We start from the raw sequence: 15,078 nt of genomic DNA on the forward strand, positions 1-15,078 counted from the left end.
TGGGCGTGTAGCGTAGCGGAAACCTGTCCCCTCCCGAAGGTCATTTTGTCGTGTTCGGTTTCAGAAAATCCCCCGGCCCGGAACAGGAAGCCGCCAGCCCCGCCGCCTACCCAGGCCAGGGCAAGCTGTACGCCGCAAGTTCCCGCCGCCGTCGGCCCTTCCGCCGTGCCCCGCGCTGGGTCAAGGCCGTCACCGCACTGGTGTCGGTGCTGCTCCTGGGCGTCCTGGCGTTCGGCGGCTACTGGGCCTGGCGCCTGCAGTCCAACATCAGCACCTCGGAGCTGACCGCCGGAGGCCAGCGCACCGAGGGCGCCGTGAATGACAGCACCGACAGGCTGCAGATCCTGGTGCTGGGCTCGGACACGCGGGAAGGCAACAACAGCCAGTTCGGCACGGCGGACCAGTCCTCCGGCTATGGGCAGTCGGACGTGATGATGCTGCTGGACATCTCGGCAGACAACAAGCACGTCAACGTCATCAGCTTCCCCCGTGACCTGCTGGTGGACGTGCCGGCGTGCACGGATTCCAAGACCAACCAGAAGTATCCCGAGCAGAAGAGCGCCATGATTAACAGCGCCATGGCCCAGGCCGGCATCGGCTGCGCCGTGGACACGGTGAACAAGCTCACGGGCCTGGAAGTGGACCACTTCATGATGGCTGACTTCAACGCGGTGAAGGAGCTCTCCAACGCAGTGGGCGGCGTGGAGGTCTGCGTCACCGCTGCCGTCAACGATCCCGATTCCCACCTGACGCTGCCCGCCGGCAAGTCCCAGGTGCAGGGCGACCAGGCGCTGGCGTTCCTGCGCACCCGGCATGCCTTCGCAAACGGCGGGGACCTGGGCCGCATCCAGGCCCAGCAGGGCTTCCTGGCGTCACTCAGCCGGAAGCTGAAGTCCGAGGGCACGCTGGGCAACCCGCAGAAGACGCTGACCATCGCCGATACCATCACCAAGAACCTGACGGTTGATTCCGGTCTGTCCTCCATCCCGTCGCTGCTCACCATCGCCAACCGGCTGAAGAACATCGATCCCGCCAACATCAACTTCATCACCACCCCCACGGTGCCGTCCCCGCAGGACCCCAACCGGCTGGCTCTTGATGAACCGGCGGCGTCCAACTTCTTCGCCGCCCTGCGCAACAGCCCGGACCTGAGCCAGCCCGCCCCCGCGGCGCCCACGGAGACGCCCGCAACGCCCGCGGCGCCGGCGTACGACAAGTCCCTGCAGCCGGTCTCCATCGCCAACGGCACCGGGGTCACCGGCCGGAGCACCGCGATTGCCGGTCTGCTCTCGGATGCCGGTTTCACCAAGCTGACCAAGCTGCAGGCCCAGGCGCAGAGCCAGACCATGGTCTACTACTCCGCCGGGTTTGAGGACGTCGCCGCGGATGTGGCGGCGCTGTTCGGCCTGCCCGCCACCAGTGTCCAGCAGGTGGCGAACATCCAGGGCGTGCAGCTGTACGCCGGCACGGATTTTGCCACCGGCACCAAACCCGCCGCACCGCCGTCGTCCGCTGATTCCTCCGGCAGCGTGGTGGTGCAGACCGGCAGCGACCAGACCTGCCAGTCAGCCAACCCCACCGGCTACTAGGCCGTGGTCCGGGCAGGCTCGAGCAACTCCATGATCCGCGAAATATAGCTGTCCAGGCTGAGCTTCTCCTCCCACAGTGCGTGAATCTCCGCCTGTCTGTGCCGCGTGGCGTCGGCCAACTCCCGGAGCTGGGGAAGAATGGGCTGGTCCGGGTCGCAGAGGGCAACGCCGGGATCCAGCACGTATTCCCGCATGCCCTCATTGGGCGTGACTGCCACGGCAATGCCGCTTTCAACTGCCCCCACCAGGACCATATGCCCTGCCGCCCTGGTCCCCCGCGCCAGCGGAAGGAACACCACCGATGCGGTACTGAGCAGCTCCCCGAATTCCTTTTGGCTCACGTAGCCCGGGCGCCTCACCACGTTTCCACCGCGGCGGCTTTCACCGGCCGGCCCGCCGGTGGCAATCGTCAGCCGGACGGGCGTGGTGCTCGCGAGCACTTCGTCCTCCAGGGCCCGGATGGCCAAGGGGTCGCGGTCCGATGAGCCGCCCACAAATATGTGGAAACCCTCGTCGGACTGCTGCTTCGGCGGATAGCGCAGGGTGTTCCCGTACAGCACACACCAGGCGTTGCCGCCGTCGGCATTCCAAGGCACGGCCTCGGACTGGGACATGGTGATGACAGGCGCGTCACCGATGAGCCGGCGCAGGATCTTCCAGCTCCGACTGGAGGGCTCGGCATAGATCCCGGTGACCACGAAGTCTTTCCTGCCCGTGAGCCGCAGCGCGGCCCCGATCCACGGGTTGGTGGCGAAGTAGGGCCCCGAGACGGACGGCTGGAGGGTCTTCAGCGCCAGCACCAGGGCATCGATTCCAATTCCCAGGACCCTGGAGCCCCAGCGTTTGCCGGTGATGGCCGCGCCCTCGTACTGGCAGATCGCCTTGATCATCGGATGGCTGATCCACGCGGCGTCAGCCATGGCCGAGGCTGGACCAAGGGCCAGGAAAGTGTATGGAGCCAAAGGTCATGGCCTTTCGTGCGGTGCCGCGGACGGCTCTTCCGGGACTCCAAACCTAATAACCAGCCTCCGGCTGCACAAGAACATCACCCGTCTCCTGTGGATGACCGCAGTCCGCCCACATCCTCCCGAACTCCCCAGCGGCGGGAGCCCTTTTGGCTAGGACATCCGGGCAGCCGGCTCGAGTTCCGCGCTGCGCCCGCCTTCCTCGCCACGGCCTTCCGCGTTGGGGCGTTCGATTGCGGGATGTTCGACGGCGGGCTCCAGCTTCCGGTTCGCCCAGAGCCGGAGCGGCCGCTCAACGAAACGGAAGGACGCGTACGCCAGCAGCACGGTGAAGGCCGCGGTCAGGGCGATGCGGAGCGGAAGCGCCGGAATGAGGGGCATCAGCAGCAGGTAGACCGGCAGGTGCCAGAGATACATGGCGTAGGACAGGTCACGGCCCGGGCGCGCCAGCCAGGGGTGGCTGAGGATACGCGACAGGAAACCGGCAGGCTGCAGGACCAGCGAGCCGATCAATACGGCCGAGATCAGCGCGAGCGCGGTGGGGCCCACGGTCCAGAACGTGTTGAACCAGGCGCCGGGGGTATCGGGCTCCTTGAGCAGGAACAGCGCGGCCACCAGGGCCAGGCCGGCAAGCGGGGCACCCCAGCGGGCCCCCGATGCCATGGCGTTGTGCAGCCGGGAGCCCTGCCGCACGGCGGTGAACAGAAGGGCCAGCGCGCAGCCGATCAGCAGTTCGTCGGCCCGCGTGTCCGGGCCGTTGTAGATGCGGTCCAGCGGCTGCCCCGCGTTGACCAGCAGGAACCGGTTCAGCAGGAAGGCTGCGGCCAGGGCCACGGTGGCGATGGCTGTGGTGCGGACCTTCCAGAACCGGAGCATCACCAGCAAGAGCAGCGGCCACACCAGGTAGAACTGCTCCTCCACGGCCAGCGTCCACGTGGGGCCCAGGGTTTCGCCGGCAATGGAGTCACCGAACATGCCAAAGTGCGCCAGGTTCATCACGTAGCCGGCAGCGGGAAGGACAAACTCCGCCTGCCCGCCCCAGCCTGAGTCGGGAAACACGACGCCTGCCGCCACGATCACGGCGCAGAGGGCCAGCAGTGCCGGCCAGAGGCGGGCCAGGCGCTTGGCGTAGAAGACGCCCAGGTGCAGCCTGCCGGTGGCGATCCGTTCCTTCATGATCAGCAGCGTGATAACAAAGCCGCTGAGCGTGAAGAACACGTCGACGCCGATGGAGCCGCCCGGCATGGACTCGGTTGCCGTATGGAAGAAAAACACGCCGGCGACGGCGACGATCCGGAGCCCGTCCAAAGCATGCTTGCGTCCGGCGAGGAGCCCTGTTCCGGGCGCCGCCGGGCGTGCTGTTGCTGACAAATTTCCGCTGCTTGACCTCAAAACCACTCAGCAAGCATATATAACGTTTCCATAACTGCGCTGGACGGCAGCTGGGCGGCGGCTGGCAAGAGAGGGGGCGGAGCGCCCTTGTGAAGGCTGGCCGCCGCTTCTACATTGAAGGCATGGTGGACCAGGACATGGCAGAAGACCTCGAAGAGCTTGTGGATCTCATCGCCGGGATGGAGGACATCAAATCCGTCCTCGACGATCTGACCGGATACGCGGCAGCCACCATGACCAGCACCACGGGTAGACCTATTGAGTGTGCCGTCACCCTGCACCGCCGCAAGCGTACGGTAACCATCGGCGGCAGCAGCGGGCGGGCGGTGGTGCTGGACCGGATTGAACAATCACTGGGAGACGGGCCCTGCGTCGAGGCCCTCGAAACCGGGGTTCCCGTCCTGCTGGATGACGTGTCCTCGGACCCGCGGTGGCCTGAGTACTGCACGGCCCTTTCCGCCGCCGGCGTCGCCAGCTCGCTGGGCGTACCTATGAAATTGGATTACGACGCCGGCGCGGTCCTCGACTTCTTCGCTCCGGCCAGCGGACTCTTCAGTGAGCGGGCGGTCGCCGACGCGGCAAGGTTCGGCGACATGGCGGGCAAGGCGCTCCGGCTTGCCGTGCGGATCGCGTCAGCGGAGCAGCGCGCTGAAAACCTGAAAGCCGCCATGGACACCAGGACCGTCATTGACTTGGCCTGCGGGATCATCATGGCGCAAAACAAGTGCAACAAGGACGACGCGTTCGAGCTTCTCCGCAGCGCCTCCAACAGCAGGAACCAAAAACTCAATGAGCTTGCCGAGGGGCTGGTGAACCGCTTTTCCGGCCCGAAGGATGCGAAGGCGCACTTCGACGACTGAAGAGTCCGTGGCCCGGGGGCCAGCGACGCTGCTGGTCCCCGGAGTGTAAGACGGGATGTGGCCCACCCCCGAAAATTGGATACCCTGGGCCACATCCGCGTCAGCTTCACGGACGGTCGCATGCCTGGGAATGTTCGGCCAATCGCCCGGCCGAAGGGGCGGGGTGGCGCTGGAAAAGGGTTCCTCAAGCGGCAACAGATGGGCCGCCTGCCTGACCCGGGGATCAGCCTAACAAACGGGTGCCGCCTGGCAATAGGGGGCGTTCCCGCAGTTTTTGGTCAATTTCCCGCGATTAATGCATCTGTGGCGCCCGCACGGCTCATGAACTCTTCACCGGACCGGCTTGCCGAACCAGGTGCCGAGGGCCTCGGTGAGCCCGTCCGCTGAGCCTTCGCCCACCCAGGCTACGTAGCCGTCGGGCCGGACCAGGACTGCCGTTGGTGCGGCAACGGTGCCCAGCACGGGAAGCTGCCACGCGTCGTCGTACGTTGCCCTGACATGTTGCACGTACCCGGCCCACGCGCCAGGCTCCAGCCCCGGGCCACCGAATTCCAGCAGCACCGGCCGCGCCCGGTGCAGTAACCCGTACACGCTGGTTGGCCCGGACCCAGTGGCGATGTCCAGGTCCGGCATCCGGCGGCCCAGCAGCGGGTGGCCCGTGCCCACGTCGTAGGCGACGTCGAGCCCGGTGATCAGTGCCGCGATCGGTGCCCCTGCACCATCAACGCGGAGCACCTCGCCGAGCAGGTCGCGCACGGCCTCCTGCCGCGGATCGGCCTTCTGGAAGAGGGACTGGGCCATGGTGTACTTGAGCGCCCGCTCCCCCGCCGGGTGGCGCTCCGCGTGGTAGCTGTCCAGCAACCCGGCGCCGGAGATGTCCTGCAGCACCTGCCCCAGCTTCCAGCCCAGGTTGACGGCGTCCTGCAGCCCCAGGCCGATGCCGAGTCCGCCCGTGGGTGAATGGACATGGGCCGCATCACCGGCCAGCAGCACCCGGCCCTTGCGGTAGGACTCCGCCTGCCGGGTGGCGTCCGTGAAGCGCGACAGCCACGTGGGGCTGTGGACCCCGAAGTCGGTGCCGAACACGTCGGTCAGAGCCTGGCGCAGCTCCGCCAGGGTGGGCTCGGTGGCCGGGCCAAGGGAGGCTTCGGTCACCACCACCCGGACCAGGCCCCCACCCATCGGGTACAGCCCATGGATACCGCGCCCGTCCACCTTCCCCTGCTGGATAGGCTCCCCCGCCACCTTCACCTCCGCGATCAAGCTGCTCCGCGTCGCGTCCGGACCCACCATCGGAATACCCGCCGCCCGCCGCACCATGCTGCGCCCACCGTCGGCACCCACGACGTAGCGGGCCCGCACAGTTCCGCCGGCGGCAAGCTGGACCTCCACGCCGTCGTCGTCCGCTGAAACTCCGGTGACCTCCACGCCGCGCCGGATCTCCACGCCCAGTTCCTCCACCCACTCCAGCAGCAGGCGCTCGATGTGGTTCTGGAACAACGCCAGCGTGTACGGGTGGCGCGTGGGCAGCCCGCCCAGGTCCAGCTGCGTGTTGCCAAAGGAGGCCGTCTGGACGGTCTTGCCCGTGGCGAGGAACTGCTGCGCGATGCCGCGCTGGTCCAGCAGCTCGATGCTGCGCGAATGGATTCCGCCCCCGCGCGAGCCGGCCAGCTCCTGGGAGGGGCGCCGCTCCAGGACAACCGCATCCACTCCCGCCAGCCGGAGCTCCCCCGCCAGCATCAACCCCGTGGGTCCGCAGCCCACAATCACTGCATCATGCATACCCTCCCCGTCCCCCTCCTTGTCATGACCGCCAGTATGCGGTAGCCCCGGGGTCTTGCGGCAAGGCCCCGGCGCCGGGGTACCTTGGAAATGGAAGGGATCCCGGCGGCGCCCATCCCACGTTTCGCCGCGGACATTCGAGGCCTGCCTTCCGTCCGCTGGAGGCGTCATGACATCTATCCGCTCTAACCTAAGTGCCCTTGACCGTCGTCCAGGGACGGGACGAGTTGTGCCCGCCGTGTTACTGGCGGTGTGGATCCTCCTGGCAGGAAGCGTTCCCTCTACGGGAGCCGGCGGACAACACCCTGCTGCCGCGGTACCCCGCGCTGCGGACAATGCGGTCCAGGCCCAGGGCGGCCTCCTTTTTGGCTTGGGGTCGCAGGCGTACAGATCGCTCGAGAACCGCCTGGTCCAAGAGGCGCCGGTCAGCATCATCACCAGCTGGTTCAGCTTCCGCACTGACATGGAGTTTTTCGATATTTACCGGACGGCTGTGACCCCGCAGATCTATGCGGCGGGCAAAGCAATGCACCTGGTGATCTGGGACGGCTACCCGCGCCCGGGCGCCCCGGGCGGAAGCCCGGATGGCATCGTGCAGACCAAGTACGGCCCGGTCTGTGGCGAAGCATACCCCTTGTCCCGCGAGTTCCAGGCGGACATGGTGCAGCTGGCGAAGAACACCGGGGGTGCTGCGTCGGGGCCGCCGCTGTACGTCTCCATGTTCACTGAGTTCCAGACGTATCCGTGCCGGGAGGACGGGAACTACTGGGACACGGGGCAGGCCTATTACCGGGCCCTGAAAGACGCCTATCTGGAGGCAAAGGACACCTTCCACCAGTTCGCCCCCAATTCGCGGGTGGCCCTAACGTGGGGTGGCTGGGCCGCAACGTTCGACGACCCGGCCCGCGGTGGAGGCCGGTCCATGCTGCCCCACTTCAAGGACGTCATGGATGACTCAGACTTCCAGTCATTCCAGGCAATGGGCAATCACGAAAATGTGGAACAGACCACCTGGATGGTGAAAACGCTGCACGGGTACGGAAATGGCTTGTCCCTCCTGGCGCACTACAATCCGGACAACAACTCGCTGGCAACGTACGACGCGGACATGGTGGGGTTTTTCAACGATGCCAAAGTCGCTGAACTAAAGGCGAACGGTCTGTTCGGATTCAGCTTCATGGGGGACTCGATGCTCGGCAGCAGTGAAGCCCGGTACCAGCAGGCCAAAGCCGCCATCATCAAATACCATGAACCCGTTCCGCCCTGGCCGCCGGCGTGAGCGCCCCCTTGAGATTTATTGTGTACTCCTGTCGAATTGTGCGTCCCGTCCGCGTCGTATGGGTAGGAGCCTGCTGAAGGGCTCTGCACAACGGCAAAGGAGCATGACATGTCCAAGTATTTGATCCTGATTTACCAGGACGAGGCCGTGGCCCGGCAGGCCGAAGGGGAATCCATCAGCGCCAGCTACCAGGAGTTCCAGCAACGGCGCGGTGCATCCCTGCTCAGCGGCGCAGCGCTGCACCCCTCCTCCACAGCGACGTCCGTCCGCCGCGACGGGGACGGCGGGTTCCTGGTCACGGACGGCCCGTTCGCCGAGTCGAAGGAAACCCTGGGCGGCTACTACCTCATCGACGCAGCTGACCTCGATGAGGCGCTTGAGATCGCCAAGGAAGTTCCGGCCGGCGTCGGAGTAGAGGTGTGGCCCGTACGGGTGGCCAACTGATGCCGGAGGCCGCCAGCCCGGAGGTTGCCGCGGCGGTCGCGGACGCGCACCGCCGCGAGTGGGCCTTCGTCCTGGCGGCCACGGTCCGCGTTGCCGGCAGCATCGATGCCGCCGAGGAAGCCGTCCAGGACGCGTACGCCAGCGCATTGGCCACCTGGGGCAGGAGCGGCATTCCCCGGAACCCCGGGGCGTGGCTCACGGTGGCGGCGCGACGGCGGGCCCTGGACATGCAGCGCCGCGCGGCCACAGCGCAACGGGCGCTGCCCAAGCTGCTTGCGCGGGAGGATCACGACGGCGGTCTGCCGGACATGGCGCCTGAAGAGATCCCCGACGACCGGCTCCGGCTCATTTTCACCTGCTGCCATCCTGCCCTGGCACTCGACGCCAAGGTGGCCCTGACGCTGCGGCTGCTGTGCGGGCTGTCCACCGCCGAGGTGGCACGGGCGTTCCTCGTCCCCGAGGCCACGATGGCGGGCCGCATCACCCGCGCAAAGAAGAAGATCGCAGCGGCCAATATCCCCTACCGGGTGCCGCCGGCAGCAGAGCTGCCGGAGCGGTTGGATGGCGTGCTGTCGGTGCTGTACCTCGTGTACACCACCGGGCACACCGCCCCGTCGGGAGCTGACCTGATGCGCCGGGACCTCGCTGACCGCGGGCTGGAACTGGCCAGGATGCTGCGCGTCCTGCTTCCCGGGGACCGCGACGTGGCCGGACTCCTGGCCCTGGTCCTGCTCACGGGGGCCCGCAGGGACGCCCGGGTCGATGACCGGCATGACGTGGTTCTCCTGGAGCACCAGGACCGGTCCAAGTGGGACCGGCAGGCCATCGCGGAAGGTGTGGCGCTCCTGCGGGAGTCGCTTGCCGGACGGCCGCCGGGGCGTTTCGCGCTCATGGCGGCGATCGCAGCCGTGCATGACGAGAGCACGTCCTGGCTGGACACCGACTGGCAGGAGATCCTGGGTCTCTACGACCTGCTCATGGAGAGGTGGCCTTCCCCGGTGGTGCGGCTCAACCGGGCCATCGCCCTGGGCTTCGCGGTGGGTTACGCGGAAGGCCTGGCGGAACTTGATGTCCTGGGAGGCGACCCGCAGCTGGCCCGCTACCCGTATCTGGCTGCCGCCCGTGGGGATTTCCTGGTCCGGCTTGGCCGCCCGGAGGAGGCACGGGTGGCGTTCGAGGAGGCGCTGATCCTCACGGCCAACGACGCTGAGCGCCGGTTCCTCCATGGCCGTTTGAGCGCGTTGGGCGATTGACCGCCGGCGCATCTCAAGGTCCGCTCCCGCGTCCGCTTTGCCAGTAGTCCAAGTTTCGCGCCTCCGCGCCAAAAAGACAGGTACCACCTCTTATATCGAGGCCTGCAGACGCCAACCTAGGCTGACTTCACCGCCAAGGTAGCAACACTGGAACTACAAGTCGCCATCGCAGCACACCTGCCTGGAAGCGAAGACTGCGACTGATCGGGAGCAACCATGTTTTTTGACGTGCAACGGCTGCGGCCCGGCGGCTCACTAGCCCTCGGAAATGCGGCAGACAGCCCCACTATCGTCCCCAGCCAGACCGGCTTCGCATGGCTGATGCCGCCGCAGGACGGGGAGAAATACTCCTACCTGCGCACGCCGCAGCACCGCTGGGTATTCTGGCTGTCTGCGCTGGCCATGGCCGGCTTTGCGGTCAGCTTCGTCGGCCTGGCCACCCAGTCCTACTGGACCCTGGTCTTCCTTCTGCCGCTCGTCCTGCTGGTCACCGAGCAGTGCCTTAGCCTGCGGACCTCCACCTACCGCCGGCGCATTTCAATCGCTGACCACGCGGCCACCGTCGAACTGTGGGATCCCACCCAGGTGCCGAGTATCGACGTCTTTATCCCCACCTGCGGGGAAGATCTGGAGGTGCTGGCCAACACCGCGCACCACGTCAGGAACCTGCAGTGGCCGGGCGTGCTCCGGGTCCACGTACTGGACGACGCCGGGCGCGAGGAAGTGCGTGAACTCGCCGTTTGGAGCGGCTTTGGATACATGGCCGGGCCGGGCGACGCCTTCAAAAAGGCCGGCAATCTTCAGTACGCGTTCGAACGCACCTCATGTGATCATGTGGTGATCTTCGATGCGGACTTCGTGCCGCGGCCGGACTTCCTGCTGGAGCTCGTGCCCTACCTCGACGATCCCACGGTGGGCATCGTGCAGAGCCCGCAACACTTCTACACCCACAAGTCGATGTCCTGGCTGGAGCGGTGCGCCGGAGCCACCCAGGAGATGTTCTACCGATTCATCCAGCCCTCCCGGGATGCGGTGGGCGGGGCAATCTGCGTGGGCACCTCAGCCGTCTACCGCCGCCAGGCGCTGGAGGCAATTGGAGGTTTCCCGCAGATCGGCCACAGCGAGGACGTCTACACCGGCCTCCATATGAAGGAGCAGGGGTACCAGCTCAAGTACGTGCCGGTGCTGCTCTCCCGCGGCCAGTGCCCTACCGACATCGATTCGTTTATTTCCCAGCAGTACCGCTGGTGTGAGGGGTCGATGTCGCTCGTGGCGGCGGATTCATTCCACGACACCCCATCGCTGACGCTGCCCCAGCGGATGAGCTTTTGGTCAGGTTTCCTCTATTACATGAGCACGGCGATGCTGGCGCTTCTCGCACCCATTCCGTTGATCGTCATGGCGTTCTTTTTCCCGGCGAACATCACGCCGATCAACTCCCTGCCCCTCCTGGGCGCGGTTGTGCTGTGGCTGATCGTGCTGCCAATGGTTTCCCTGGGCCGGTGGCGGCTGGACGTGCTGCGCGTGCAGGCAATTTACGGTTTCGCCCATCTCTTCTGCATCGCCGATATGTTCCGGGGCCTGGTGTCGGAATGGGTTCCCACCGGCAGCGCATCGGCGCAGATCCCCGCCGCCCGTCGGGTACGGTCCTTCATGGGTCCTTACATCCTGGCCACCCAGTCTCTGACCCTGGTGGGTTTGTGCCTGGGCGTGAACCAATACGGGATCCAGCAGTTCTGGGCCACGATTGTCCTCTTCGTGCTGTCGTCCTACGTGTTCGTTCCGGTGGGGGTCATGGCCATGGGCCGGGGACGCTCCTCTGCAGCCGAGCCAGCCCCCGTGGCGATGGTGGAGAGCCGGTGAGCACCGGTGTCGCCGCCCGTCCCACGTGGCGGGCGGCGCTGGAGTCGTTCCTTCCGGCCGCCAAACGGCCCAGCGCGGACAGGTACATCCGGCGCATTCCCATCGCCCTGATCCTTTTGGTGCAGGCGGTCTCGGCGCTCCGGCTAAGCAACACCGCATTCCAGGACGAAGCGCTGTATCTGTATACCGGCGACTGGATCCTGAAGTCCTGGGCGGACCCGGACGTGGTGGTGTACACGCACCCGGAGTCATTCTTTTCCGGTGCACCGATGCTCTACCCGGTGCTGGGAGCACTGCTGGACCGGCTCGGCGGCCTGGCCTTGGCCCGCTTGTTCTCCACGGTCTGCATGCTCAGCGCAACGGCGGCGGTCTACTGGGGGACAAATGTGCTTTTCGACCACCACGCCCGGCCACGCACCGCGGGTATCTTCGCCGCTTTCGTCTTCGCCCTCTCTGCGCCGGTCATTTTCCTGTCCAACTTCGCCACCTTCGACGCCCCCAGCTTCGCCCTCATCGCCTGGGCGGCCGCGCTGAGCATCTGGTCCAGCAAGCGCAACCGTTCCACTTTGTGGGGCTTGTCCATCGGGGTCCTCTGCTCCCTGGCCGTGCTGCTGAAATACTCCTCGGCCATCGACGTCCCGTTCGTCATGCTGCTGACCCTGGTCGTGGGGTGGGCGGTACGCTCCACCCGGGCGAGGGCGGTGGCCCGCGGCGCGGCTGCCGGGCTCACCGTGCTGGTCCTGCTGGTGGGCTCGGCGCTGACCTGGGGGTCGGCCCTGCTGGCGGGCCTCCAGAAGACCACCACGGACCGGGCCGCCATGGTGCACGAGACTCCTGTCCTCACGTTGGTAAGCCAGGTCGGGGTGTGGGCCGGTCTCACCTTCGCCCTCATGATCGCCGGCGGCATTTACCTGATGCGCCGCCAACCGGTCCTCGCGGTGCTGATGCTTGCCGGTACCATCGCAGCCACCGGATACCAGATCTGGATGGGTGAAGCGGTGTCCCTGCACAAGCACCTCACCCTTGGCATCATTTTCGGCGCACCGCTGGCCGGGGCAGTGCTCTCGGCCCTGGTACGCACCGGACGGAAGGTCACAGTTCTGCTCGTTGCGGCGGCGTGCTACGCCGTGCTGGTAGCGGGGCTGATGCAGTCCGAGAAGCTCTTCCACGTGTGGCCTGCCACCACTCCCCTGCACAACACGGTGGAGTTCGCCGTGGACTCCATGCCCTGGATCCGCACGCTGGCTGAAGTCCCTGAACCGTTGATGTATTCGTTGGAGGACAAGACCGGGCCCTGGCAGTGGACGGCCACGTATGACGGTTCGTTCTTTTATGACGACCCCGATGAAGGCCACCGGGTCTTCCAGGGACTGGAGGCCTACCAGCACGCGCTGGAGGACAACTACTTCCAGCTCGTCGTCCTTGACCGGAGCACCCCGATCGGCCAACAGCTGCAACCGGAGGAGTTCGGCTTCGCACAGACTGACACGGTCACCGATGCCGCCTCCGGCCACACATGGCGGATCTACCAGAGGTTTGACCACATCCCCCAGTGAGTGGATCCCCAGGTAACTGGGCGTGGCGGCGGCGCGCCGCAGAAGCCGGTGCACAACAAAAGGGAAGGCCCCTCCTAGGAGGGGCCCTCAACGTAGTGGTCATTTGTCTTCTGGTATCGGTCAGCGGTGATGCGCAATCCCCCTTCCCGGACGCCCCCGGCGCCCATCCGGACTATGACGCGTTCCACTTTAATAAGCCGCTGCCAGTGCGTAAAGACCCCTATTGAAAAAAATTAGGCACGACGACGGCGGGCTGGGCCGAGCGGGGGAAGAAGGCTGGCGACAAGGGAACCTTTGTTCTATACCTAATAGAACAAAGGTAAGAAGGTGAAGTGCGTTGATCCTCAACGTCGATCTGGCCGCTGATGTGCCGCTCTACCAGCAGATCCGGGACCAGATCGTGGAAGCAATCGCACACGGCGCACTGACCGAAGGCAGCCCGCTGCCGCCCACCCGCACGCTCGCCGCCGACTTCGGCATCAACTTCCACACCGTCAACAAGGCCTACGATCTCCTTCGCCAGGAGGGGCTGATCCGCCTTAGCCGCGGTACGGGGGCTGTCGTAACCGCGGCGGCCACCGACCAACTCCTTGCGTCTGACTGGACCGCGAGGGCCAGGACGCTCCTGGCCGAGGCCGTGGCCCGCGGTATGCCCGCCGACGAGGTGCTCCAGGCCTGCCGGACCCTGCTCGATTCATTTGATGCCGCGGATCAGGAGGACACGTGATGATTGTTTCCGCCGTTCTGGGCTTTGTACTGCTGGGGCTGGTTCTTCTGCTGGCACTGGTGCTGCCGTCCGTCACCAGCAACACCATCCCCTTCGGAGTCCGGATCCCGTCCCGGTATGCCGCCGATCCGGTAATCACCGGGCAGGCGCACTTGTACCGGCGCCGGGTCCCGCTCTGCGGGGGCATCATTGCGGTGGCCAGCATGGGCAGCGTGGCGGTGACCGGGCAACCCTTGCTGCTGCCGTTGTCAGTGCTGGTGCTCGTGGCCACCTGGTATGGCTGCTTCTTCCTGGCCCACCAGGAGATCCGGGCAGCGAAGATTGCCGGCGGCTGGTTCGAAGGCCTGCATCAGGGCATTGCCGTGGACACGGAACTGCGGACCAATCCCCCGCGGTTCCCCTGGCTCTGGTTGGCACCGGCCGCGGTCATCACGGCCGCCACCGCTGTAATCGGGATACTGATGTACCCGTCCATGCCCCAGACCCTGGCTGTGCACTTTGGCGCCAACGGTGTCCCCAACAGGATGGAAGCAAAGTCGGTTGGCTCGGCCTTTTCCCTTGTCTTCCTGCAGCTGGGCCTCACAGCATTTCTGGCGGGCATTGCGGCGGCCATCGTCCGCAGCAGGCCCGACCTTGACCCGGCCCGCCCCATGGGATCCTCGCGCTGGGCCCGGCACTACATGTCTCTGGGCGCCAAGGCCCTGCTCGGGCTGGTGGCCATGATCGATCTGGGCCTGTTGGGCTCGTCGCTGCTGATGTGGACCGGAACGGTTACCCGGTGGGCGCCGCTGGTGATCGTAATCCCGGTCCTGGCTTCCGTGGCGGCAACCGTCGCGGTCCTGGCCAGGAACAACAGGGACCGCAGTGAAAATGGGGAGGACACGGGCCTGACCCACCGTGACGATGACAGGTACTGGCGCGGAGGCCTGATCTACATCAATAGGGAGGACCCGGCGCTGCTGGTGCCACGCCGGTTCGGTATTGGCTGGACATTGAACTTCGGGAACCCCAGGACTGCGATGCTGCTGGCTGGAGTAATTGCGCTGACTGGTTTGGTGATCGCGCTCCGCTTCGCCGCCTGACCGAGTAGGGCGGCGGTGCGGGGCCTGCTTTGCGCCGGCCCTTACTGGATCAGGTAGTGGCGTTCCTCGGCAACGGGCGCTTTGAACGCCCCCGGGAAAACAGACTTCGACAATGCCTTCAGCCCGATCGCCGGAAGCAGCACGGCGGCAGCACCGAGGGACAGGGCCGTCCAGCCCAGGTTTTCGAGGGCGCCGAGCGTTGATGATTGAGGAGCAGCAGTAGCCAAGATTCTGACCCTTTGTGAGACCGGTGGAGGGCGAATTACTGTTCAGAACGCCGGGCCGG

Annotated in this window: 13 protein-coding genes; 9 read left to right on the forward strand and 4 right to left on the reverse strand. The window is 66.1% G+C overall.

The annotated features are described in order from the left end of the window. The first annotated feature begins 50 nt into the window (after positions 1–50). Positions 51–1,589: an LCP family protein gene (locus tag VIK36_RS16700; protein WP_255173007.1), complete on the forward strand. Its 1,539-nt coding sequence runs from the start codon at positions 51–53 to the stop codon at positions 1,587–1,589. Here VIK36_RS16700 and VIK36_RS16705 read toward each other — a convergent pair. Further along, positions 1,586–2,551, reverse strand: a complete 966-nt coding sequence (locus VIK36_RS16705) for a glycosyltransferase (protein WP_255173008.1) — start codon at positions 2,549–2,551, stop codon at positions 1,586–1,588. The genes VIK36_RS16700 and VIK36_RS16705 overlap by 4 nt on opposite strands. Positions 2,552–2,707: 156 nt before the next feature. After that, positions 2,708–3,925: an acyltransferase family protein gene (locus tag VIK36_RS16710; protein WP_255173009.1), complete on the reverse strand. Its 1,218-nt coding sequence runs from the start codon at positions 3,923–3,925 to the stop codon at positions 2,708–2,710. Positions 3,926–4,068: 143 nt separating this feature from the next. Here VIK36_RS16710 and VIK36_RS16715 point away from each other — a divergent pair, with 143 nt between their 5' ends. Continuing rightward, positions 4,069–4,806 carry a GAF and ANTAR domain-containing protein gene (locus tag VIK36_RS16715; RefSeq protein WP_324642816.1) on the forward strand — a complete coding sequence of 246 codons (738 nt, stop codon included), beginning with the start codon at positions 4,069–4,071 and terminating at the stop codon, positions 4,804–4,806. Positions 4,807–5,136: 330 nt separating this feature from the next. Here VIK36_RS16715 and VIK36_RS16720 read toward each other — a convergent pair whose 3' ends face one another. After that, positions 5,137–6,588, reverse strand: a complete 1,452-nt coding sequence (locus VIK36_RS16720; RefSeq protein WP_255173010.1) for an FAD-dependent monooxygenase — start codon at positions 6,586–6,588, stop codon at positions 5,137–5,139. Between the two features lie 229 nt (positions 6,589–6,817). Between VIK36_RS16720 and VIK36_RS16725 the strand changes: the two genes are divergently transcribed. The 7 genes from VIK36_RS16725 to VIK36_RS16755 all read left to right on the forward strand — a co-directional run bounded on the left by VIK36_RS16725 (position 6,818) and on the right by VIK36_RS16755 (position 14,792). Then, the gene (locus VIK36_RS16725) at positions 6,818–7,867 is read left to right on the forward strand and encodes a hypothetical protein (protein WP_255173011.1); all 1,050 of its coding nucleotides are present in this window, start codon (positions 6,818–6,820) and stop codon (positions 7,865–7,867) included. 108 nt (positions 7,868–7,975) lie between these two features. After that, complete coding sequence (locus tag VIK36_RS16730; RefSeq protein WP_255173012.1) at positions 7,976–8,311, forward strand: YciI family protein; 336 nt, start codon at positions 7,976–7,978, stop codon at positions 8,309–8,311. Next, a complete protein-coding gene (locus VIK36_RS16735; protein WP_420716276.1) occupies positions 8,311–9,564 on the forward strand; it encodes an RNA polymerase sigma factor in 1,254 nt (417 codons plus the stop codon). Before VIK36_RS16730 ends, VIK36_RS16735 begins: the two co-directional genes overlap by 1 nt. Before the next feature lie 216 nt (positions 9,565–9,780). Then, complete coding sequence (locus VIK36_RS16740) at positions 9,781–11,427, forward strand: cellulose synthase catalytic subunit (RefSeq protein ID WP_324642818.1); 1,647 nt, start codon at positions 9,781–9,783, stop codon at positions 11,425–11,427. Beyond that, on the forward strand, positions 11,424–12,983 hold the full coding sequence (locus VIK36_RS16745; protein WP_324642819.1) for a hypothetical protein: 1,560 nt from the start codon (positions 11,424–11,426) through the stop codon (positions 12,981–12,983). The genes VIK36_RS16740 and VIK36_RS16745 overlap by 4 nt, the downstream gene beginning before the upstream one ends. 337 nt (positions 12,984–13,320) lie before the next feature. Next, the gene (locus VIK36_RS16750) at positions 13,321–13,710 is read left to right on the forward strand and encodes a GntR family transcriptional regulator (protein WP_255173015.1); all 390 of its coding nucleotides are present in this window, start codon (positions 13,321–13,323) and stop codon (positions 13,708–13,710) included. Then, on the forward strand, positions 13,710–14,792 hold the full coding sequence (locus tag VIK36_RS16755; RefSeq protein WP_324645304.1) for a DUF1648 domain-containing protein: 1,083 nt from the start codon (positions 13,710–13,712) through the stop codon (positions 14,790–14,792). The genes VIK36_RS16750 and VIK36_RS16755 overlap by 1 nt, the downstream gene beginning before the upstream one ends. Positions 14,793–14,833: 41 nt before the next feature. Here VIK36_RS16755 and VIK36_RS16760 read toward each other — a convergent pair whose 3' ends face one another. Further along, positions 14,834–15,019, reverse strand: a complete 186-nt coding sequence (locus VIK36_RS16760; protein WP_255173016.1) for a hypothetical protein — start codon at positions 15,017–15,019, stop codon at positions 14,834–14,836. Positions 15,020–15,078: the final 59 nt, after the last annotated feature.

This window comes from Pseudarthrobacter sp. LT1 (assembly GCF_035621795.1).
GTDB lineage: Bacteria > Actinomycetota > Actinomycetes > Actinomycetales > Micrococcaceae > Arthrobacter.

Excerpts from the sequence above, each read along its gene's own strand:
- VIK36_RS16715 (WP_324642816.1), top strand. The coding sequence starts at position 4,069 with ATGGTGGACCAGGACATGGCAGAAGACCTCGAAGAGCTTGTGGATCTC.
- VIK36_RS16740 (WP_324642818.1), top strand. The coding sequence starts at position 9,781 with ATGTTTTTTGACGTGCAACGGCTGCGGCCCGGCGGCTCACTAGCCCTC.
- VIK36_RS16755 (WP_324645304.1), top strand. The coding sequence starts at position 13,710 with ATGATTGTTTCCGCCGTTCTGGGCTTTGTACTGCTGGGGCTGGTTCTT.
- VIK36_RS16730 (WP_255173012.1), top strand. The coding sequence starts at position 7,976 with ATGTCCAAGTATTTGATCCTGATTTACCAGGACGAGGCCGTGGCCCGG.
- VIK36_RS16735 (WP_420716276.1), top strand. The coding sequence starts at position 8,311 with ATGCCGGAGGCCGCCAGCCCGGAGGTTGCCGCGGCGGTCGCGGACGCG.
- VIK36_RS16720 (WP_255173010.1), bottom strand. The coding sequence starts at position 6,588 with ATGCATGATGCAGTGATTGTGGGCTGCGGACCCACGGGGTTGATGCTG.